At 54.9% G+C, this 21,318-nt stretch carries 23 protein-coding genes and 4 tRNA genes; 18 read left to right on the top strand and 9 right to left on the bottom strand.

The genetic code is table 11. The annotated features are described in order from the left end of the window. The first annotated feature begins 25 nt into the window (after positions 1–25). The 4 genes from TH4_RS00655 (at position 26) to TH4_RS00640 (ending at position 3,877) form a co-directional block, all read left to right on the top strand. Positions 26–334 (top strand): hypothetical protein, encoded by a 309-nt coding sequence (locus TH4_RS00655; protein WP_064779543.1) that lies wholly within the window; start codon positions 26–28, stop codon positions 332–334. Between the two features lie 36 nt (positions 335–370). Continuing rightward, a complete protein-coding gene (locus TH4_RS00650; protein ID WP_064779542.1) occupies positions 371–730 on the top strand; it encodes a YkvA family protein in 360 nt (119 codons plus the stop codon). Between the two features lie 94 nt (positions 731–824). Next, on the top strand, positions 825–1,823 hold the full coding sequence (gene acuI, locus TH4_RS00645; protein ID WP_064779541.1) for an acrylyl-CoA reductase (NADPH): 999 nt from the start codon (positions 825–827) through the stop codon (positions 1,821–1,823). 89 nt (positions 1,824–1,912) lie between these two features. Continuing rightward, the gene (locus tag TH4_RS00640; RefSeq protein WP_064779975.1) at positions 1,913–3,877 is read left to right on the top strand and encodes a hybrid sensor histidine kinase/response regulator; all 1,965 of its coding nucleotides are present in this window, start codon (positions 1,913–1,915) and stop codon (positions 3,875–3,877) included. 115 nt (positions 3,878–3,992) lie between these two features. On the opposite strand, the gene TH4_RS00635 is transcribed toward TH4_RS00640, so the two are convergent. After that, on the bottom strand, positions 3,993–4,646 hold the full coding sequence (locus TH4_RS00635) for a response regulator (protein ID WP_008891795.1): 654 nt from the start codon (positions 4,644–4,646) through the stop codon (positions 3,993–3,995). A gap of 297 nt (positions 4,647–4,943) precedes the next feature. Next, positions 4,944–5,687, bottom strand: a complete 744-nt coding sequence (locus TH4_RS00625; RefSeq protein ID WP_064779539.1) for a putative metalloprotease CJM1_0395 family protein — start codon at positions 5,685–5,687, stop codon at positions 4,944–4,946. Between the two features lie 236 nt (positions 5,688–5,923). Between TH4_RS00625 and TH4_RS00620 the strand changes: the two genes are divergently transcribed. Further along, positions 5,924–6,955, top strand: coding sequence for an NAD-dependent epimerase (locus TH4_RS00620; RefSeq protein WP_064779538.1), 1,032 nt, complete (start codon positions 5,924–5,926; stop codon positions 6,953–6,955). A 42-nt stretch (positions 6,956–6,997) separates the two neighbouring features. Here TH4_RS00620 and TH4_RS00615 read toward each other — a convergent pair whose 3' ends face one another. From TH4_RS00615 to TH4_RS00600, 4 genes are all read right to left on the bottom strand, one after another. After that, a complete protein-coding gene (locus TH4_RS00615) occupies positions 6,998–7,813 on the bottom strand; it encodes a hypothetical protein (RefSeq protein ID WP_157097680.1) in 816 nt (271 codons plus the stop codon). A 226-nt stretch (positions 7,814–8,039) separates the two neighbouring features. Then, positions 8,040–8,114: transfer RNA gene (locus TH4_RS00610), tRNA-Thr, on the bottom strand. 28 nt (positions 8,115–8,142) lie between these two features. After that, positions 8,143–8,217 (bottom strand) — tRNA-Thr (locus TH4_RS00605). 28 nt (positions 8,218–8,245) lie between these two features. Then, positions 8,246–8,320 (bottom strand) — tRNA-Thr (locus TH4_RS00600). Between the two features lie 201 nt (positions 8,321–8,521). On the opposite strand from TH4_RS00600, the gene TH4_RS20575 reads away from it, so the two are divergent. From TH4_RS20575 to TH4_RS00570, 7 genes are all read left to right on the top strand, one after another. Continuing rightward, positions 8,522–8,683 (top strand): hypothetical protein, encoded by a 162-nt coding sequence (locus tag TH4_RS20575; protein WP_157097679.1) that lies wholly within the window; start codon positions 8,522–8,524, stop codon positions 8,681–8,683. Positions 8,684–8,813: 130 nt separating this feature from the next. Then, entirely contained in the window at positions 8,814–9,368 is a 555-nt protein-coding gene (gene dcd, locus TH4_RS00595) for a dCTP deaminase (RefSeq protein WP_062956196.1), read from the top strand. Positions 9,369–9,449: 81 nt separating this feature from the next. After that, positions 9,450–10,742 carry a UDP-N-acetylglucosamine 1-carboxyvinyltransferase gene (gene murA, locus TH4_RS00590; protein ID WP_064779536.1) on the top strand — a complete coding sequence of 431 codons (1,293 nt, stop codon included), beginning with the start codon at positions 9,450–9,452 and terminating at the stop codon, positions 10,740–10,742. Positions 10,743–10,787: 45 nt separating this feature from the next. After that, on the top strand, positions 10,788–11,447 hold the full coding sequence (gene hisG, locus TH4_RS00585; RefSeq protein ID WP_008891763.1) for an ATP phosphoribosyltransferase: 660 nt from the start codon (positions 10,788–10,790) through the stop codon (positions 11,445–11,447). Then, entirely contained in the window at positions 11,437–12,732 is a 1,296-nt protein-coding gene (gene hisD / locus TH4_RS00580) for a histidinol dehydrogenase (RefSeq protein WP_064779535.1), read from the top strand. Before hisG ends, hisD begins: the two co-directional genes overlap by 11 nt. A gap of 43 nt (positions 12,733–12,775) precedes the next feature. Beyond that, positions 12,776–13,252 carry a UPF0262 family protein gene (locus TH4_RS00575; RefSeq protein ID WP_008891761.1) on the top strand — a complete coding sequence of 159 codons (477 nt, stop codon included), beginning with the start codon at positions 12,776–12,778 and terminating at the stop codon, positions 13,250–13,252. Positions 13,253–13,258: 6 nt separating this feature from the next. Then, on the top strand, positions 13,259–13,705 hold the full coding sequence (locus TH4_RS00570) for an arsenate reductase ArsC (protein WP_064779534.1): 447 nt from the start codon (positions 13,259–13,261) through the stop codon (positions 13,703–13,705). Between the two features lie 9 nt (positions 13,706–13,714). Here the strand turns inward: TH4_RS00570 and TH4_RS00565 are convergent, their stop codons facing one another. Continuing rightward, complete coding sequence (locus tag TH4_RS00565; protein ID WP_064779533.1) at positions 13,715–14,209, bottom strand: GNAT family N-acetyltransferase; 495 nt, start codon at positions 14,207–14,209, stop codon at positions 13,715–13,717. 254 nt (positions 14,210–14,463) lie between these two features. On the opposite strand from TH4_RS00565, the gene infA reads away from it, so the two are divergent. The 5 genes from infA (at position 14,464) to TH4_RS00540 (ending at position 17,211) form a co-directional block, all read left to right on the top strand. Further along, entirely contained in the window at positions 14,464–14,682 is a 219-nt protein-coding gene (infA, locus tag TH4_RS00560; RefSeq protein ID WP_007092059.1) for a translation initiation factor IF-1, read from the top strand. A gap of 149 nt (positions 14,683–14,831) precedes the next feature. Next, complete coding sequence (locus TH4_RS00555) at positions 14,832–15,413, top strand: Maf family protein (RefSeq protein ID WP_064779532.1); 582 nt, start codon at positions 14,832–14,834, stop codon at positions 15,411–15,413. Between the two features lie 2 nt (positions 15,414–15,415). After that, positions 15,416–16,825, top strand: coding sequence for a ribonuclease E/G (locus tag TH4_RS00550; RefSeq protein WP_064779531.1), 1,410 nt, complete (start codon positions 15,416–15,418; stop codon positions 16,823–16,825). Further along, complete coding sequence (locus tag TH4_RS00545) at positions 16,818–17,018, top strand: DNA gyrase inhibitor YacG (protein WP_008891756.1); 201 nt, start codon at positions 16,818–16,820, stop codon at positions 17,016–17,018. The genes TH4_RS00550 and TH4_RS00545 overlap by 8 nt, the downstream gene beginning before the upstream one ends. A gap of 117 nt (positions 17,019–17,135) precedes the next feature. Then, a tRNA-Phe gene (locus TH4_RS00540) sits at positions 17,136–17,211 on the top strand. A gap of 70 nt (positions 17,212–17,281) precedes the next feature. On the opposite strand, the gene TH4_RS00535 is transcribed toward TH4_RS00540, so the two are convergent. Beyond that, positions 17,282–17,737 (bottom strand): hypothetical protein, encoded by a 456-nt coding sequence (locus TH4_RS00535; protein ID WP_157097678.1) that lies wholly within the window; start codon positions 17,735–17,737, stop codon positions 17,282–17,284. A gap of 419 nt (positions 17,738–18,156) precedes the next feature. Between TH4_RS00535 and TH4_RS00525 the strand changes: the two genes are divergently transcribed. After that, positions 18,157–19,704, top strand: coding sequence for a CYTH and CHAD domain-containing protein (locus TH4_RS00525; protein ID WP_064779528.1), 1,548 nt, complete (start codon positions 18,157–18,159; stop codon positions 19,702–19,704). A 37-nt stretch (positions 19,705–19,741) separates the two neighbouring features. On the opposite strand, the gene TH4_RS00520 is transcribed toward TH4_RS00525, so the two are convergent. Then, positions 19,742–21,220, bottom strand: a complete 1,479-nt coding sequence (locus TH4_RS00520) for a cryptochrome/photolyase family protein (RefSeq protein ID WP_064779527.1) — start codon at positions 21,218–21,220, stop codon at positions 19,742–19,744. Positions 21,221–21,318: the final 98 nt, after the last annotated feature.

The following is a 21,318-nucleotide window of genomic DNA, read 5'->3' as shown; positions in this document are numbered from 1 at the left end:
CAGATATGCTGTTGGGACATGAGTGATGCTGTATCTTGATAAACTGGCGATGTTGGCGGTTCTTGGTTTTGCATTGTTGCTGGCATGGATGACTGTACCGCCGAGTGATTTACACGCGAAATCGATTAAGGCACTGCCCTTGAAAGAAAGTGCGACACTGGGTGCGACATATGAATTCAAGCTCCCGACCTCTGTCTATGCCAAATGTACGATTGATTGCGGATCAATCGGGGGTGATGTGACTGAGCAGGCGACCAATGCTGAGCAGAGTGAAAAGTTTGCCCTCGCAATGCGGATTGCTTACTCTGCCTATGTCACGCCACTGCATCGTTGAAACGGGTAACTGCCTTTGAAAAAAGCTTCGGTATGGATGATCGTACCCAACCTCTTGCGCACTTTAATTCGCAAAGATGTGGCGCTGAAATCCAAGCTTCTTTTACTGACCGGTCTGGTCTATCTGGTCAGTCCTGTTGATTTCCTGCCCGATGTTTTGGTCGGGATTGGCTGGCTGGATGATCTTGTGATCGTGCCTTTGTTGGGATGGCTGTCCTATCGAAGCCTGCCTGACGATGTGCAACGCGAAGTCATCCAGGACGACCTAGGAAAACAGTCCGGGTCGCGTCGCTTGTTTGTCTATCTCGGTATTTTGGCGATTGTGGTCATCGCTGTTGCGGTGATGGGGGGTATGGATGCTTCCCTTGATCCCGCAAGCATTCCCGCGGCTGATTAATCAATCCGTCTTGTCGGATGTAACCTGCGTGTTTGACGCACGGTAGTGGGCACCATACTCTTGATCGATCATCCGAACAGATCGGGAGGATCCCATGGCTGACTCATTTCGCGCACTGGTCCTGGACCAGAAAGAAAAAAGCGTTACAGCAGAATTCAAGAACCTGACCACAGATGACTTGCCCGCAGGAGAGGTGCTGGTTCGGGTCAAATGGTCAACTCTCAACTATAAGGACGGCATGGTCTTGAACGGATTGGGACGACTTGTGCGCACCTATCCCCATGTGCCCGGCGTCGATTTTTCCGGCGAAGTCGTTTCATCTACCGATGATCGTTATAAGCCCGGCGATGAAGTTGTGCTGACCGGTTGGCGGATTGGTGAAGCCCATTGGGGCGGATATGCCCAGCTTGCACGGGTGAAGGCCGATTGGCTTGTTCCGTTGCCCGCCGGAATTGATGCATCGCAGGCAATGGCAATCGGTACGGCGGGCTTCACCGCAATGCTGGCAGTCATGGCACTGGAAGATCAGGGTGTGTCGACAAAGCAGGATGGCGAAGTCCTTGTGACCGGGGCCGCCGGGGGTGTCGGTTCTGTTGCTGTTTCAATACTTTCTGCGCTTGGCTATCGGGTTGCCGCATCGACGGGACGCGCCGAAACGCATCAGTATCTTCGTGATCTCGGCGCCAGTACGATCATTGACCGCAATGAACTGACAGATACAAGCAAGCCTCTTTTGACTGAACGATGGGTGGGGGCAATCGACAGTGTCGGTAGCACGACGCTTGCCCACGTTCTATCCGAGATGAAATATCATGGTGTTGTTGCCGCCTGCGGTCTTGCCGGTGGTCCGGATTTGCCCGGAACTGTTATCCCGTTCCTGCTGCGTGGTGTGAAACTGATCGGGATTGATTCGGTCATGTGTCCCTATGAGACGCGCGTGCGTGCATGGCAGCGCCTGGCGCGCGAATTGCCGAAGGATCAACTGCAATCTGCAACAACGAAAGTTGCACTGTCCGATATTCTGCCATGGGGGGAGAAGATCCTCAAAGGGCAGGTGCAGGGACGTCTGCTTGTTGATGTTCAGGATTGCTAGCACCCGCAAAACCATGCAGACTCAACGGGTTTTCGATCCGTGCGATGCGGCACGAAAACCCGTGTCTCTGAAAGCTGGAAATGAACGTGATGCCTGAACAACGGTTCCGAATTCTTCTTGTCGAAGATAATCCCGGGGATGCGTTTCTTGTGCGCACTCTGCTGGAAGAAACCGGCGAGCCGTTTGATATCGAGCATCGAAGCGATCTTGCATCCGCGATGGCGGTGCTGAATGGTGACGGGCCAGAGGCACTGTTTGATGTTGTCTTGCTGGATCTGACCTTGCCGGACTCATCGGGCGTGCAGACCATCAGCCGTGTGCGCAGTTGTGCCAATGCTGCACCCGTCGTCGTCCTGACCGGCCACAAGGACGAGGAACTTGCGTTCGAAGCCCTTCAACATGGGGCAGAGGACTATCTGACCAAGGAATTTCCCGATGGCCGTACAATCCGTCGTTCCATCAGGTATGCGATCGAACGGTCGCGCGCCGAACGCGCGCTCAAGGAAAGTGAAGAGCGTTACCGTAAACTGGTCGAGCTGGCACCAGAACTGATCTCTGTCCTGAGTGGTGAAGAGATCGTCTATATGAACCAGCAGGGCGTCAGCATTTTGGGCGCGCGCGACAGTGATAAGCTGGTCGGACGATCCTTCATGGAAATGGTGCATCCTTCAAGCCGCGAAACGCTTGAGGAGTACATTTCGCGTTATCGAAACGGGTATCCGGGGCGTGCGGACTTCACAATCATCTGCCAACGCCCGGAAGGCGAAAATGTCGAGCTGGAAGTCTCGGCCATTGCCTTCACCCACGAGGGGGCGCCAGCCATGCTGATGCTGGCAGAAGATGTTACCGACAAACGCAAAGTTGAACGTCAATTGGTTCAAACGTCCAAACTGGCAACGCTTGGCGAAATGGCAGCATCCGTTGCCCACGAAATGAATCAGCCGCTGAACGTCATCCGGATGGCCGCAGATACCTGTGCCCTGCAATACGATCTGGATGCCGTGAAACCAGCCTTTCAGCGCGAAAGACTGGCGCTCATCAGTTCCCAGACAGAGCGCATGTCCGAAATAATCAAACATCTTCAGATATATAGCCGTCCGGACGACGATGATTTTGCGCCGTTCGATGTCATGAAAGCCGTTGAGCGTGCTGTGGACATGGTCGAACATGATTGCAGATTGTCGGGCATTGCAATTGATGTCGTTGCTCCACGGCAGTGCTGTTTCGTCAATGGCCGACAGGTTCAGTTGGAACAGGTTCTGGTCAATATGCTGAGCAACGCGCGCGATGCCATCAACGAAAGCGGCGAGGATGCCGGCAGTATCGGGGGTTTGATCCGTGTCAGCGCAATGGTTGACGAAGCGCGGAAGTCATTGAAACTGGCTGTCAACGACAATGGCGGGGGTGTTCCGGAAGCGGCCATTGACTTGTTGTTTCATCCGTTCTTTACGACCAAGGATGTTGGCAAAGGAACCGGACTTGGGCTGTCGGTCAGTTTTGGCATTGTCGAGGCTATGGGGGGCCGAATTGATGTGCGAAATGAGGGTGACGGGGCCTGCTTTGAAATCACGCTGCCGCTTGCGGATGTGGACACCGCGAAGGTGGATCATCATTCCGACGCAGGTCAGGAGGATGGCTGGCTGACCAAGGTGCCGCCGAATGCCGAAGCACGCGGCAAAATTCGCGTGCTTGTCGTCGATGACGAAGTGGATGCCATGGAAATCATCTCGGGATATCTTGAAGCACAGGGCTTTAACGTTTCCGCCGCAAACAACGGTGAAGATGCGTTGGCGATTGCGGGTGTTGTACAGCCTGACATCCTGATTACCGACATTCGCATGCCACACATGGATGGCAACGCGTTGGTCAAGGAACTTCGGGAACGCAATCCCGCACTGCCGGTAATTGTCATGACCGGCCACCCGGGCGATGCTGACCGACCGGTTGAGGATGAAGACGGACCAGATGCTCCGGTGACAGTGATGTCAAAGCCGCTGAACTTGAAGGAACTTCTGGCAACACTTGATGAGCTTTGTGAAGTGTTCGCGGCTTAAATTTACCCCGCAGGCGTCTTTTGGCTGCAAATGCATTTATGATTTAAGTTGATAAAGAAAAAGCCCGGCAGGATGCCGGGCTTTTTCTGATTTGTTTGCCTGGAGTTGGCAGCAATCAGGCTTCCCAGCCCAATTGCATGGCAATCTTCACCGCTTGTGTACGGTTGGCAGCACCGAGCTTCTTGAAAATACCGGTCAAATGGACCTTCACGGTAATTTCGCGAACGGTCAGTTGTTTGGCGATTTCCTTGTTGGAAAGGCCCTTGGTCAGAAGACCCAGCACTTCACGCTCGCGGTTGGTCAACTGCCGCAAGGGGTTGTCTGGTGCAAGGCCGTCAAGGTCGATCTCACCCGGGCGCATCTGCGTGCCATCGTCTTCGAGCAATGCAGACGGAATGTATTTTTCGCCGGACAGAATCAAACGCAGGGCGTTGATCAGGGATTTACCTGACAGCGTCTTGGGCAGATATCCCGACGCACCATGTTCCAGTGCGTTCAGAACGTCGCTGCGTTTAACCGAGCCTGAAAGAATAACCACGGGAATTTCAGGATGTTTCTGGCGCATGACGGTCAAACCGGACAATCCATTCATGCCAGGCATGTTCAGATCGAGGATGGTCAGTTCGACGTTGGTTTCTCCGTCAACGACGGCAAGTGCTTCTGCGAAGTCTTTCGCCTGCGCGACTTCAACTTCCGGCGCTGCGAGTTTTAGGAAGGAAGTGATCCCGTCTCTGACGAGATCGTGATCGTCTGCTAGCAGGATGTTCATTTTTATGCCGTACCTGTTCTTGTCCAAAGCTCACTGAAATAAATTGGGACAGCGACCTCGGAAACGCGATCCACAATTGCAATAATATGGTTTCGCGCGATTCTGATATTTTCAATCCAAGCGTCCCCCCCGGACGCGAGCGCAGCATTCAACAAAACGGTGCCCCTGTCAAACGGCAGGATAGTTTTTGATAATAGCATCTATCCAAGTGAATAGGTATCCGAACTCAAGGATAAGTATTTCATCGCGCATCGAATAGTATATCAGGGGATCAGAAGGAACCGCGATAGGAAAAAGTTACACAGAAATTGATATATTCTGATGCGCGCCGTTTTTAGACATCGCCTCGTTACGTGCGGATTCTTCGGTAGTATTGTTTGTATCAATACCATCACTGGTTGCTCTTTGCAGGCTTGCCTGGCGGAAGGCTGCCATATCGGCACCTGATGGTGCGTTTGGTGCCAGTGCTGCATTTTGCAAGGTGGCCAGCGCACGATCACGATCTTCCGCAGTGCCTGACAGTGATACGCTTACATCAACGTGACCACCAATCGCATAAGCGTTACCGTCCGGACCAATCTGATATGTGTATTGCGGCGCAGAGCCATAAGGCCCAGCAGCAGCGGCATGGGCCTTTTCCTCTTGGCGCACAGCTGAATCTCGGGCGCGCAGCTGATTGACGACAGCTTCTTCAGCCGGGTCGATATCCTGATTGGACGAAGCGCCATTTGCGGTGTTGCCGTTTTCCGAATTGGTTTCGCGTGCCTCGCGGTACTCCGCACGGCTGACGCCGCCAGCAACCGCTTGTGCCTCGGTCAGGGTGCGAGGATCAACAATCCGTGTGCGTGCGCCGTCTGAGTCGGCGCCAGCAATGGCATACGGCGAAACAGATGACGCATTTCCGCCCTGACGCTGGACTTCAATGGCTTCATATTCGGCCAAAACACGCCCATCGGCAGTTTGTGCGATTTCCCGAACATTCAGGATAACGCCCAAACCGCCCCCATTCGGGTTGGCTATGGTTTGACCAGCTGAAATCATCTGTCTTTACGTCGCTCGTAATCTTAAGACGAAACCTATACGAAAAGACACCATAGCAGAAAAATGACTGGGAGTCTCGGCTCGCAATAAACGGTCTTGGGTGTAAGGCGCTTGAGGCGTAATGGCATCGGTTGATGGCTTGCGCATCCGTACCCTTGCTGGTATCAAAAATCCCGAATTTCCAACCGGCGCCTGGCGCGCTTCATGCTGTACTTCAATCAGGAATTCCAACGCGCATGTCCGACTTCATCATTCCGGCCAATGAAAAGGTACTTGTCACGGGTGCCGCCGGTTTTATCGGTTCCCATCTTTGTCTGAAACTGCTGGAACAGGGGGCGACCGTTGTCGGACTTGATAACGTCAATGACTATTATGACGTCAACCTCAAAGAGGCGCGTCTCGCACGGTTGGAAGGCAAGCCGGGTTACAAGTTTGTCAGAATGGACCTGGAAAATCGCGAAGGCATTGCTGATCTGTTCGCTACTGAAAAGCCGACCTATGTTGTCAATCTGGCGGCTCAGGCCGGGGTGCGCTATTCGATTGAAAACCCGCATGCCTACATCGATGCCAACCTGGTTGGTTTCACCAATATCCTCGAAGGCTGCCGCCACAACAATGTGAAGCATCTGGTCTATGCATCAAGCAGTTCGGTTTACGGCATGAATACCGAAATGCCATTTTCCGTTCATCACAATGTTGATCACCCGATCAGCCTGTATGCTGCGTCGAAAAAGGCCAATGAACTGATGGCCCACACTTACAGCCATCTGTATCGTCTGCCAACGACCGGTCTTCGTTTCTTTACCGTCTACGGCCCGTGGGGGCGCCCGGACATGGCGCTGTTCCTGTTTACCAAGGCGATCCTCGAGGGGCGCCCTATCAACGTCTTTAACGAAGGCAAGATGCGTCGCGACTTTACCTATATCGACGACATTGTCGAAGGTGTTTATCGCTGCATCTCGACCGTTGCCAAACCGAACCCGGACTGGAATTCGGCCAAGCCCGATCCCGCAACCAGTTCGGCACCCTATCGGGTGTTTAATATCGGCAATAACAGCCCGGTCGAACTGATGTATATGATCCAAACGATCGAAAAGGCACTGGGCAAGACGGCAGAGAAAAACATGCTACCGATGCAGGATGGAGACGTTCCGGCAACTTACGCCGATGTTGATGCGCTGACCGATGCCGTTGGCTTCAAGCCAGCAACCCCAATTGAAACCGGTATCGGCAATTTTGTTGAGTGGTATCGTTCGTTCTACGGGTAAGAAACCTCCCCAAGGTATTCAAGCAGATGCCGTCAGTGCAGGTTAGGCATCCCGTTCCATCAGGCCGAGCAGGAAGCTTTGCATTTCCCGGATGTTACTTTGCTGTTTCCGGTAAATTTCTTCCGCTCGGGCCAGAGCTTCTCGTGCTTCAGTAAGCTCGGTCTGATAAGCTTGGTCCACATCGTGATGCGGATACCAGCGTTGCTTAAACTGACGCTCTGTCGGGGCATTCTGGTTGCTGTAGGTGGTGATTTCGACATCGGGATAGCGTCGCGAAATCGCATCGGTGACATAATCAATGCGCGCTTGTCCGGTTAGGCCAAGCTCGTTGGCCTGAATATCAAAGGTGCGCAGGTAGCCACCGATATTATGAGATGCCATACCACCGTATTTGTCCATGTAACCCAGAATCTGATCGCCAACAGAAAAGATAGCTCTTACGTCTGATTGGTCATCTGGCGAGGTTTGTTCCGCCCTGCGAACTCTTTCCCGCGCGTGTTCAAGCATTTGTTCCTGAGACGAGCGAAGTTTGGGAACAATGGTCTTTTGACTGTCAAGCCAGCTATCAAAGTCCGGTATCATGGCTTCATATTGATCGGCGGATATTTCGGTCGCGGCCGTTCCGTTGGAGCCTTCGAATGTGACTGGTTCGTATCCTTCTTCGCGCATTGCGGCGATGCGTTCGCGGATCGGTGCATAGGCCTTTTCATAATACGCCCTTAGGTAAGGGCGCATTTCCGGGTCCGAATACATTTCTTGGGTAAATGATGGCGTGGTTGTGGTTACCGACGACGATTTGGTCGTATGAGAGGCGATTGATGCGTTGCTGCTGCCATACGTAGTCATATGGATCGTCATGATGCATTTCCTTTTTTGCCGATTGTGAAAACAATCAATGCAATTCATGTGCCTGGGAAATGCACGTAAAAGTTGCTATTTAGGCAAGCGCGCATCTTCGAAAGAGCAGGGTGCCTCTTTCGAAGGAATAGGCAGAAACTGCAGTCTATCCAACGACAAAGAGAATAAGTTGCCGCAGTCAACATAACTGCTGCGTGTTTGGTTTATCGTATGGGGAATTTGGAAATGGTGCTGCTGGGGAGATTTGAACTCCCGGCCTCTCCCTTACCAAGGGAGTGCTCTACCCCTGAGCTACAGCAGCCCGATAAACAGGCTGGACCGGTGGGCAATGGTGCTGCTGGGGAGATTTGAACTCCCGGCCTCTCCCTTACCAAGGGAGTGCTCTACCCCTGAGCTACAGCAGCCCGATAAACAGGCTGGACCGGTGGGCAATGGTGCTGCTGGGGAGATTTGAACTCCCGGCCTCTCCCTTACCAAGGGAGTGCTCTACCCCTGAGCTACAGCAGCATGAGCCCTTGCGGTGCGGGCGGGTTATAGGCCACGTATCTGTAATTGGTCAAGCCTGAATTATGCGAAGTTTTTCGATTGTTCCCGTCGCAGGCCTTTTCGCCCTGTTTTCGTCAAGATCGGCTGTAATTTTTCGCGCGCTGTTTTATAACAGGCCAATCGCTCAAACCCGCATAAATCTGACGGAACTTTGATTGCATCATGACAGCCAAAAAATCTGACATGCGTCCGGCCGTAAACGAGGAACGTTTAAAACGCGAAGCCAAAGCCCTGCGCGCCAATCTGGCTAAGCGCAAGCAACAGCAACGCTCACGCAAAAGCGATCCCAAAGCTACGGCTACAGACGAAAAATCTGAGGACTGATCTCGCGCGTCATTTTTCACCTTCGCTTTGATGGCGGCATGCATCGTTTGGTTGATCTTGAGGCCAGCGGGCGGGTAAAACCGTGGGTGCTGAACGTGGTTGGGATTTTCGCAAAAACAGGGGTGGCACTATGTCGGTAAGACCGGATCACTGGATACGCCAGATGGCGCAGGAAAAAGGCATGATCGAACCGTTTGTGGACGGTTTCAAACGCGATGGTGTGATTTCCTATGGTGTCAGCTCGTACGGCTATGACGCCCGCGTCGCCGACGAGTTCAAGATTTTCACCAATGTCGACTCGGCCATTGTCGATCCCAAGGAATTTTCCGATGACGGGTTCGTTAACCGCCAGACCGACGTCTGCGTGATCCCGCCCAACAGTTTCGCGCTTGCGCGCACGGTGGAGTATTTCCGCATCCCGCGCGACACGCTGGTGATCTGCCTTGGGAAATCGACCTATGCCCGGTGCGGCATCATCGTCAATGTCACACCGCTTGAACCCGAATGGGAAGGGCATGTGACCCTTGAATTTTCCAACACCACTCCACTTCCGGCGCGCATTTATGCCAATGAAGGGGCGTGTCAGTTCATTTTCCTCAAGGCGGAAAGTGAATGCGATACCTCCTATGCGGATCGCGCAGGGAAATATATGGGCCAAAAAGGTGTCACATTGCCGCGCCTGTGATAAAGGGGTGGCAACAATCTGGCGGTGATACGCCAAGACACGCGTTCGCTGCGCCATCGCGCGCAGTACAAAGAGGACTGAATGGACAAGATCAAGATTTCCGGTGGTCGCCGGCTGCAGGGCAAAATTGCAATCGGCGGTGCCAAAAACGCGGCTTTGCCGTTGATGGCAGCAAGCCTTTTGACGGATGAAACCCTGACCCTTTCGAACCTGCCGCATCTGGCAGATATCACATCGATGGCCAATCTTCTGGCCCAGCATGGTGTCGCGTTGCATCTGAACGGGCATGCCCCCAATGGTGGCCATACCGGTCGCGTTCTTGAAATGACTGCCAAGGAAATCACCTCGACCACGGCACCCTATGATCTGGTCCGCAAGATGCGTGCGTCTGTGTTGGTGCTTGGTCCGATTGTCGCGCGCTGTGGTGTTGCCCGTGTGTCGCTTCCTGGTGGGTGCGCGATTGGCAACCGTCCGGTTGACCTGCACCTTAAGGCGCTGGAAGCAATGGGTGCGGAAATCCACCTGACCGAGGGTTACATCGAAGCCCGCGCACCCGACGGCCTGAAAGGTGGTCACGTCCTGTTCCCGCAGGTTTCGGTGGGCGCAACTGAAAACACGCTGATGGCCGCATCGCTGGCGGACGGTGTTGTGACCATTGCCAACGCCGCGCGTGAACCCGAAGTGTCTGACCTGGCGCATTGCCTTGTTGCCATGGGGGCCGAGATCGAAGGCATCGGAACCGATACCCTGAAAGTCACCGGCAAGCCGCGCTTGCATGGTGCGGAATATTCGGTTGTGCCGGACCGTATTGAAACCGGGACCTATGCAATTGCAGCAGCCATCACCGGTGGCGAGATCGAGCTGACCGGAACCCGTATGGAACTGATCGATAGCCTTGTCGATGCGATGCGCGCAGCCGGGGTCGAGGTTGAAGAAACCGAAGATGGCCTTAAGGTGCGCGGCAACCGTGCGACGCTTAAGGGTGTTGACGTGATGACCGAACCCTATCCGGGCTTCCCGACCGATATGCAGGCCCAGTTCATGGCGCTTATGTCGGTGGCCAACGGTGCATCCATGATCACCGAAACCATTTTCGAAAACCGTTTCATGCACGTTCCGGAACTCAGCCGCATGGGCGCTGATGTCAACGTGCATGGCCGTTCGGCGATTGTCCGCGGCAGTGCAAAGCTTTCGGGGGCTGAAGTCATGGCAACCGATCTGCGTGCCTCGGTTTCAATGGTGCTTGCAGGCTTGGCAGCCGAGGGCGAGACGGTTATTAACCGTGTCTACCATCTGGACCGCGGTTATGAGCGGCTTGAAGAAAAACTGAGCTCCTGCGGGGCGCAGATCGAACGTGTCCGGGTTCCGGCCTGATATAAGGCTTCCGGATAACTGAAAAACGCGTAAGGCGACTGATTGATGAGTGACGAAAAGCTGGTGCTTGCCCTGCCCAAGGGGCGCATTCTTGACGAGGTGATGCCACTGGTGCGATCCGCCGGGATCGAACCGGAAGCGGCATTTGATGATCCGAAATCCCGTGCGCTTCGTTTCGCCACCAACCATCCGCATATCGATATCATCCGTGTGCGCAGCTTTGACGTCGCAACCTTCGTTGCCTTTGGCGCAGCCCATATCGGTGTCTGCGGCAATGACGTCCTGATGGAATTTGATTATCCGGATATCTACGCACCGCTGGATCTTAATATCGGGCATTGCCGGATCGCCGTTGCCGAACCCGAAGAAATGATCGAAGGCGATGATCCGTCACGCTGGTCGCATGTCCGGGTCGCGACCAAATATCCCAACATCACCCGTACGCATTTTGCCAAACGGGGCGTGCAGGCTGAATGCATCAAGCTGAATGGCGCGATGGAACTGGCACCAACACTTGGTCTGTGCCGCCGTATCGTCGACCTTGTCTCGACCGGCAACACGCTTAAGGCCAATGGCCTGCGTGAAATCGAACATGTTGCCGATGTGACGTCGCGCCTGATCGTCAACCGTGCTGCGCTGAAAACCCGCCCGACCGATATCCAGCCCTGGATCGACCGTTTTTCCGAGGTGCTCAATGCCGCTTAAGCTTTCGATTACTGACGCCAGCTTCGAAGAAGATTTCGTCAAGCTTCTGGGCATGAAACGCGAATCGGACGCCGATGTTGATGCGGCTGTTGCCGATATTATCGCCGATGTGCGTAATCGCGGTGACGAAGCAGTTTGCGACTACACCAACCGATTTGATCGCCTTGGTATCGACGCATCCGGCATGGCGGTGAGCGCGGCCGAGGTCGATGCCGCGGTTGCCGACATTGATGCAGACCTTCTCAAATCGCTGGAACTGGCGGCAAAGCGCATTCGTGCCTACCACGAAAAGCAGATGCCGGCCGATGAACGCTATACCGATGAAAGCGGTGTTGAGCTTGGCTGGCGCTGGCGCGCGGTGTCCGCAGCCGGGCTTTATGTCCCCGGCGGTCTGGCATCTTATCCGTCATCGGTTCTGATGAACGCCATTCCGGCCAAGGTTGCCGGTGTCGAACGCCTTGTCATGGTGGTGCCGACCCCGGACAATAAAATGAACCCGCTGGTTCTGGCTGCGGCCCGAATTGCTGGCGTTGACGAGATTTACCGCATTGGCGGGGCGCAGGCGATTGCGGCCCTTGCTTATGGCACCGAAACCATCAAGCCTGTCGACAAGATCGTCGGTCCGGGCAATGCGTTTGTTGCCGCGGCCAAACGCCGTGTCTTTGGTCAGGTCGGCATTGATATGATTGCAGGCCCGTCTGAAATTCTGGTGGTTGCCGATGGCAGCAATGACCCAAGCTGGGTGGCAGCAGATCTGTTGTCGCAGGCCGAACATGACCCGGTCGCGCAATCGATCCTGATCACCGATGATGCCAAATTCGCCGATCAGGTGCAGGTGGCAATTGATGCCCATCTCGAAAAACTGCCGCGTGCAGAAATCGCCGGGGCAAGCTGGCGCGACTTTGGTGCAATTGTTTTGGTCGAAAATTTGTCGCAGGCTCCGGCCCTTGTGGATCGGATCGCACCGGAACATCTTGAATTGGCGGTCGACGACCCGGACGCACTGGCAGAAGACATTCACCATGCTGGCGCGATTTTCCTGGGCCGTTATACGCCAGAGGCCATCGGCGATTATGTTGCCGGCCCGAACCATGTCCTGCCGACGGCCCGCTCGGCGCGTTTCTCGTCCGGCCTTGGGGTTCTGGACTTCATCAAGCGTTCGTCGCTGATCAAGTGCACACCCGAAAGTCTGGCAAAAATCGGCCCGGCGGCAATCGCCCTTGCAGAAAGCGAAGGTCTGCAGGCACATGGACTTTCGGTAGCGATCCGTTCAAACCAGATGTAAGCTGTTGCAATGCAGCGTGTGAAGGGACCGGAGCGAGAGAGCCATGGCAGAAAACCAGTGTATTGCCGGTATCTATCTTGACGAGAAATACAAGGTAAGACGCCGTCCTGAGGTCGAGCATGAGCAGGCGGTGGCGATCTATGACCTTCTCGAAGAAAACCATTTCGAACCGGCTGGCGGTTTCGAAGGTCCGTATTCGGTGCATATGCGCATCGAGGAAAACCGCATCTATATGGATGTGCGCGGCGACGATGATACCGAAAACCTGACGACCATTCCCGTGCCGCTGTCGCCGTTTCGCCGGATCGTCAAAGACTATTTCATGATCTGCGAAAGCTATTATGACGCCATCAAAAAGGCCAGCGCCGCCCAGATCGAAACCATCGATATGGCGAGACGTGGTCTTCACAACGAGGGCTCCGAGCAATTGCGAGAGCTTCTGGCCGACAAGGTGACGATTGATGAAAATACCGCGCGTCGCCTGTTTACGTTGATTTGTGTCCTTCACATCCGGGGTTAAGGCACGGTGGCAGAAGAACTCCCCGGCTCGGTTCTTTTTGCCTGCAGCTATAATGCCGTGCGTTCGGTGATGGCTGCTGCCTTGATGCGTCACTATCACGGAACCCGCATCTATGTTGAAAGTTGCGGGGTGCGTGCCGGTGAGCTTGATGGCTTTGCCGTTGCGGTGATGGAGGAAATCGGTCTTGATATTTCCTCATACAATTCCAAAACCTTTGATCAGCTTGAAGACGGCTTCTTTGATCTGATCATCACGATGTCTCCTGAGGCCCAGCACCGTGCGGTCGAAATGACCCGCACCATGGCGTGTGACGTGGAATTCTGGAATACCTTTGATGCGACAATCGTCGAAGGGGCGCGTGAAATCCGCCTTGAGGCCTATCGACAGGTGCGCGACCAGATCAAGAAACGCATTCTTGATCGCTTCCCGGTCGGTCCCGCACCCACCATGTGATTGCTTGGCTTAGTCCGCGCTGCTGAGGGCTTCGAACGCAGCACCATCAAGCACATAGATCTTCTCATCCTCGGCATGGCGCATGCCAAGCTTTTCGTAAAACCGCTGGCCAATCATGTTTTCCGCATCGACCGACAACCGGATATAGGATTTGCCGTGCGCACGGGCATGTTTGGCGACTGCAGCCACCAGACGTTTGGCAAAGCCGCCACCACGATGGCCTGGCGCGACATAAAGATCTTGAATATAAAGCCCGGGCCGTCCGCGAAATGTCGAATAGCTTGGGAAAAACAGGCACATGGCCACCGGCGTGTCATCGGCAATCGCAATCAGCGCGTCAAACGCACGGTCTTTGCCAAAGCCATCCCGCGCCAGATCTTCGGGCGTGCTTGCGATTTTATCTGCACATCCTGTTGCCTTGCCGATTTCGCAAATCATGGCGTGGAGTGCCGGTGCGTCAACGCGTTCTGCAAGGCGTATTTCAATGGTATGAGGATTGGTCATGCGGGGGCTTTCATGAAAGGCCGGAAAGATAGCGGCATCTTAGGGCGCATACCGGCATTCGAAAAGGGTTCACCCGGTTCTTTTCGCGCAATCCTTATTCCGCACAGTTTGGTAGCACAGATACTTCGCCATTCGTTTAACGCAGTGCTGGAACGCCACGCCTGACACGTGAAAGGACTTGACCTTTTGCCCGGTTCAGAGCAGTTTGCCGCCCACCGGTATTTTGATATTGCAATACGAAAGCTAGGAGTCACATGGCTAAAGAAGACGTTATCGAGTTTCAGGGCACTGTCGTTGAACTTCTGCCCAATGCGATGTTTCGCGTGAAGCTGGACAATGACCACGAAATCCTTGCCCACACATCGGGCAAAATGCGCAAGAACCGTATCCGCGTTCTCGCAGGTGACCGTGTCAGCGTCGAAATGACCCCTTATGACCTGACCAAAGGTCGTATTACCTTCCGTTTCAAGTAATCTGAAACCACGACCAAGCGCAAATTGACCTTGTCTGGCGGGGCGTTTACCCTTGCCGTCAGGGTGCATTTTGCTGCCTGCATCGAAATGTGAGCATTCGTCACATTTTTGGTCGGAATGGTCTGGGACGGATATCCGGGAGCCACATCTTGTCGAAACTGATATTGGCATCTGCATCGCCGCGCCGTCTTGAGCTGCTTGCGCAGATCGGAATTGTGCCAGATCAGGTCGTTCCCGCAGATATCGATGAAACACCCATGCGCGATGAAAGTCCGCGTCGGCTGGCGCTTCGCCTTGCCGAGGAAAAGGCGCGTTTTGTTGCCAAATCCAACGGCGGGGCCTTTGTGCTTGCCGCGGATACGGTTGTTGCCTGTGGCAGGCGTGCATTGGGCAAGGCCGAAGACGTGTCCGAGGCACGCAAGTTTCTTGAGCTGCTTTCCGGGCGTCGCCATCGTGTTTATGGTGGCATGTGTGTAATTGCACCGGACGGGACCGAACGATCGCGCGTGATCGAGACACAGGTGAAATTCCGAACCCTTGGTTCCGATGACCTGAAACGTTATCTTTCCCATGACGAGTGGCAGGGCAAGGCGGGGGCATACGCCATTCAGGGCTTTGCCGCGACCTTTGTGAAGGCGATCTCGGGATCGTACTCCAACGTTGTCGGGCTGTCGCTGTGCGAGGTGGACGGTCTTTTGCGCGGTCTTGGCTATCACCCCAAAGAGGTTTGATCATGGCAGTTGGCGGCACCCATAACTCCCGCCTGCTGATTGATGCCGTTGCGCTTGAGCGCAGGGTGGCCCTGATCGAAAATGACCGCCTGACCCGTCTGTGGATTGATCGCGGCGGTCCGGCACGTTTTGATATCCATCTTGGCCGTGTTTCCAAAATGATGCCTGAAATGGCCGCCGCCATGGTTGCGCTCGACGGTCTGCCTGACGGGCTTTTGCCGTTTGATCGCTATAACGGCCCGCTGCACGAAGGGCAGTGGGTTCTGGTGCAGATCTCCCGCCTTGGTTTTGACGACAAGGGGGTGAAGCTTACCGGCCGGATCGCGATTGAAGGTGTCGGCATGATCCTGCGACCGGGGGCCAACCATATTGAATTGCCGCGCAAGCTTAAGGACGGGGACCGGCGTACCGAACTGCATGAATTGCTGAGCTCTCTTCAGGCCGGTCAGGACGGCATCATGCTGCGTTCCGTCGCACTCGACTGGACGCGGGATGCCATCACGGCTGAATACAAGCTTCTGAAATCACAATTGCAAAAGGCCGAAAAGGCCCTGTCCGAGGCATCGAAGCCGCAACTGGTCAGCAAGGCGCAATCAGAAACCGATCAGGTGATCGAACGGCATCTGATGGCGGGTGGGCAATGCGTTGTCGATGGTACAAACGAATTCGTGTGGCTGCGTGGCTTGCTGACCATGCTTGGCAAGTCCGATGACAATCTTGCGCGTCATGTCGGCAGCCGACTGTTGTTCCATGATCAGGATATCGAAGACGAGATTGCCGCTGCCTTGGCGCCGCGTGTCGAGTTGCAAGGCGGCGGCTGGGTTGCGATTGACCCGGCAACCGCACTTTGTGCCATTGACGTCAATGCTGCCGGGGCAGATGCCGGGCGTGATAGCGAAACCCGCGCGGTCGAAGTCAACCTTCGGGCCGCAGCCGAAATCGTGCATCAAATCCGCCTTCGCAACATCGGTGGTCTTGTGGTGATTGATCCGCTTCGCATGAAATCACGGGCAGGGCGCGACAAGTTTGATGCCGCAATCCGTGATGCCTTTGGCAGTGAGCTTGACGGTGCGGTTCAGATTGGTGGCTTTACGCGATTGGGCCTTTATGAATTCAGCCGCCAGCGGGCGGGCGAATCGCTTCGTGCCACGCTGTTTGCCAAACAGGAACGCGCCCCTCTTTTGCGCGATGCTGCGCTGAATGCTGTTGTACGCGCCGTTGTCGCCGAAAGCCGAAACGGGGTGACCGGGATGGTAAATCTGTCCGTAAACCCCGGTGTGGCGAAGGCACTTGCGGATCAGGCCGATGCGATCCAGATCCTGACAAATGCATTTGGGGGTACGCCGAAAATTGTCGCGGACCCGACCCTTGAAGACGATGCCTATCGGTTGGAGAAAAACCACCATGAATGAAAAAAAGATAACGAAAACAGCCAGCTCCGACTGCGTGGTTTGCGGCAAACCGGCTGATGAAAAATACACGCCATTTTGCTCCAAACGCTGTGCGGATCTCGACCTTGGCAAATGGATGAATGAAAGCTACGCCATCCCCGCCGCCGAGCCGCCCGAGTATCTCGAAGACCTTGAAGATGAAGAAGAATTTTAATCCGACGCGTGATCGCAAAAAAAATGCGATTTGAGGCTGGACAAGCCCCAAAGGAGTTTGTATAACCCCGCTCGTTCCGCAGGGAACACTCCGGAAACGGAGACGAAAGTCGGATTTGCCCAGGTAGCTCAGTTGGTAGAGCAGTGGACTGAAAATCCGCGTGTCGGTGGTTCGAGTCCGCCCCTGGGCACCATCTTTCGGTAGCCAAAAAAACCCGGCCTTCTGGCCGGGTTTTTTGTTTTTCATCTCATTTTCCGGTCGATTTAATTCGGGATGGGCAGGTCAAACCCGACCTTTTCCCCATTGATCGCATTACCGATGCCCAGAATGCTTCCCTGTTCGGTCAGCTGAAATTTCCCGGCGGCGTAACTGTCATCCTGGCAAATCAGTTCCCACCAGCCATGGGCAGGGGCCAGTCGATCATCGCGGACAAATTTGCCAAGGCAGGTCTGGGCGCCATAAACATCAAACATCCCGCCAAAGGCATTGGCCCGCACCCAGGTGTCATAGCGCGAAAACGGCCCGATCCGTGACCAGTTCAGATTGATTTTGACCATGGTGTTGGTGCTGTAGGGCACAGTCGATGCCGATTGTTTGGCCTGCCAGGCGTCATAGCTGATTTCAGGGGCGCTTGTGGTGGTTGTGGTTTTGCAGCCGCTGATCAGCATGGCAATCCCCATGATCAGGGTGGTCTTGAAATTGTGGCTACGGCTAAGCATCTTCGCCCTCTGGCAGATTGAATTTGAACAGACTGTAACTGACAAAACGCAATTCGCAAACGGTGCGAAACTGTTATCAATATATGACGGTGCAACCGTTCAGAATCGCCCTTGCATCAACGACTTGATAGGGCCTGTGTCAGGGGTGAATGCGTAAGGTATGTGTAAGCAACCTGTATCAAATGAACCTGATAGCCCATATTTGTTTTCAAATGAAAACAGAGGGTTGTGCAAAATACTGATCGGTCTTTTAAGGCTTGATTTTGGGGGCGTTTCTGCCTTTTGTTGCGAAAATCTTACATTCCGCTACCATCATTCCCGCTTCTTGTTTCAACCCGCTGAAACATAAAATTGGTTACTACTTGGTGGCGGAACAGCGCGACGTCGCGCTGTGACAATAACTCGCTTAGGGGAACCAGATGGCCGAGAAGCAGATCGAGATCGAACTAAAACTTCGCATCGATCCGAAACATGTCGCGCGTCTTAAAAACGCGCCGGTCCTGCGCGAGGTCAAGGAAGGTCGTCGTCTGGTGACCACCCACCTTGTCTCCATCTATCATGACACGCCGAAACTCTCGCTGGCTGAAAAGGGCATGGCGGTCCGTCTGCGCAAGAAGGGTACAAATGGTTGGGAGCAGACCATCAAGGCGACCAACGGCCTGCGCGAGGCGCTTCCCGAACGCAATGAATGGACGGTCGAGCTTGAAGAAGGTGTTCTTGATCTTGACCGTTTCACCGACAAGGACGTCAAAAAACTTCTGAAGAAGTTTGTGAAGAAAAAGAAGATCGACCGCATTTTCGAAAGCGACCTTAAACGCGGGGCCGTGGATCTGACCTATCGTGATGCGGTGATTGAACTTGCCATCGATCAGGGTGTTGTCCGATCCGGCGAGAAGGAAGTGCCGATCTCCGAGGTCGAGTTCGAGCTCAAGGAAGGCCACCCGGCAGCCCTGTTTGACCTTGCACTTGAGCTGCAACGCACCGTGCCGCTGTTGCTGAGCATGCGGTCCAAGGCATCGCGCGGACGCGACCTCTATCTTGGCAATGGGCCGGGGGCCTATCGGGCGGCGGCGGTGCAACTGACCCCGGATATGTCGGCGGAAACCGCGTTTCGTGCCGTGATCGCGCAGGGGCTTCGCATGATCCTGAGTAACGAGGTCTGCGTACGTCAGGACCTTGATATCGAAGGGTGCCATCAGATGCGGGTTGGCATGCGCCGCCTGCGTGTTGCCCTGAACCTGTTTAAGAAAAACCTGCCTGCGGGCGAGGCCGTATTGCTCCGCCGGTTGCTGAAACTGTGCAGCAAGGGGCTTGATGGCCTGCGCGATTGGGATGTGTTCCTGACCGAAACACTGCCGATGATCGAGGAACGCTTCCCGGACCATGCAGGTGTGGCGGAGCTGCGCAAGGCGGCTGAAAAGCAACGCGAAGCCGCCCTTGCCAACGCGCGGCATATGCTCGATCAGCCGGAATACGGACAGTTGCTTTTGCTGCTTGGCGCGTGGGCAAGCTATTCGCGCTGGGCATCCGGTGCCAGCGCCGCGCAAATGAAGGCGATGGCCGCACCTGTGTCGGAAATGGCAGAACCGCTTCTGGAGCAGGCCTATAAACGGGTCACCAAACGCGGTGACCACGTTGCGGGGCTGACGACGCCGCAGCTTCATGCGCTTCGTCTTGATGTGAAGCAGATGCGCTATGGGACGGAGTTCTTCGGGGCCATTTACGGGCCGAAGAAGGTCAAGAAGTTCCGCAGTAAATTGACGACGATGCAGGAAATCCTCGGCCAGCTTCAGGACGCTGCCGTTGCCGAAGCGCGTTTGATGGCATTGGCACCACAACTTTCAAAGGACGGGATGATTGCGGTCGGTCTGATATCGGGCTGGTTCGGCGCACGTGCTGATCATCGTCTTGAGGGGATCGAAGACGCCATGCATGATTTCATTGATCAGAAGGTTTTCTGGAAATAGGCACCGTCTGCGTCGGTAATGCGAAAGGCTGTCGGGATCACCCGGCAGCCTTTTTCATATCCTGATAGGCTTCAAGAGCCCGCTCACGGCCTTCCTTGAGCCCTATCAGGGGCTCGGGGTAGGTTTTCCCCAACGTCACGTCAGCGGCCTTGAGAATGAGCGGGGAGGCCTCCCACGGTTTGTGGATATATTGTTCGGGCATGTCACGCAGTTCCGGCACCCACTGACGGACATACTCGCCCTTGGGATCAAACTTTTCGCCCTGAAGCACCGGGTTGAAAATGCGGAAATAGGGGGCGGCATCTGCCCCGCATCCGCCGATCCATTGCCATGAAAACGGATTGTTGGCCGGGCAGGCATCGACAAGCGTGTCGTCAAACCACGCCAGACCATCGCGCCAATGGATCAAAAGGTGCTTTACCAGAATCGAACCCACAATCATCCGAACCCGGTTATGCATATAGCCCGTATGCCAAAGTTCGCGCATGCCGGCATCGACAATCGGAAAACCTGTCTGGCCCTTTTGCCAGGCGCGTAGGCCCTTTGCGTCATCTGACCACGGGAAATGCGTGAACTGGCCCTGAAGCGGGACAGAACGCAGATCGGTTGCGTGATACAGGATGTGATGGGCGAATTCCCGCCAGCCGAGCTCGGCGATGAATTTCGAGGCGGTCTTGCCCTTGCCCGGATTGGCATCGGAATAATGGTTGGCGGCATGCCAGACCTGATAGGGACTGATTTCGCCAAAGCGCAAATGCGGCGAGAGTTCCGACGTTACCCGACGGTCCGGGCGATCGCGCAGATCGGCATAATCGGTAAGACGATCATCGATGAAGTCAAACAGCTGGTCTTTGGCGCCCTGTTCGCCGGGGGTGAAACGCTCCTCAAGGCCACCGGCCCAATTCACCGGCTTTGGCGAAAGGTCAAAGTCGGTGATGTTGATTTGTCCATCAACCTCGCCCTTGAACAGCGCAATGTTGTTTGGGGCTGATTGTGGTTCGCGCGGGGTGGGGAGCTTCTGACAGGCGCGCCAGAACGGGCTATAGACCTTGAAATCGGTGCCTGATCCGGTTTTGACGTCCCACGGTTCAAACAAAAGATTGGCCTTGTGACTTTCGCAGGTCAGACCATGGCCCTGAAGGGCTGCCTTGATGTCGGTATCGCGCTGGGTCGATGGCTTGTCATAAAGCCGGTTCCAAAACACCGCCTTGACCGGTTTGTCATCGGCAATGGTTTCCAGAACGGTTTTTGCATCGCCAGAAAACAGGCGAAGGGCGCGATCAGACTTTGTGTCGCCAAGATCGGCGATATCGCGGTTCAGCGCGGTCAGGCTTTTTTCCAGCCACCATTTCGTTGCGCCACCCAATTGATCCGAAATCACGTCATCGAGGATGAAAACCGGAAGGACAGCACCGTCATTTTCCTTGGCCCATTTGACGGCTGCCAAAAGGGCCGGATTGTCCGCCAGTCGCAGGTCGTTTCGAAACCACATCACGGCGATCGGGCGTTCGGTCATCTGTCTTCCTGTGTTTTTTGGCGCATTTCGGGGGGATTGTAAGCCGGAGGGGAGAGAGCGTCACGACTGTGACAGCATCTAGAGGGAAGTCGTGCCGC

Source organism: Thalassospira tepidiphila MCCC 1A03514, assembly GCF_001662875.1.
Lineage (GTDB): Bacteria > Pseudomonadota > Alphaproteobacteria > Rhodospirillales > Thalassospiraceae > Thalassospira > Thalassospira tepidiphila.
This window is presented reverse-complemented; position numbering and strand designations above follow the sequence as displayed.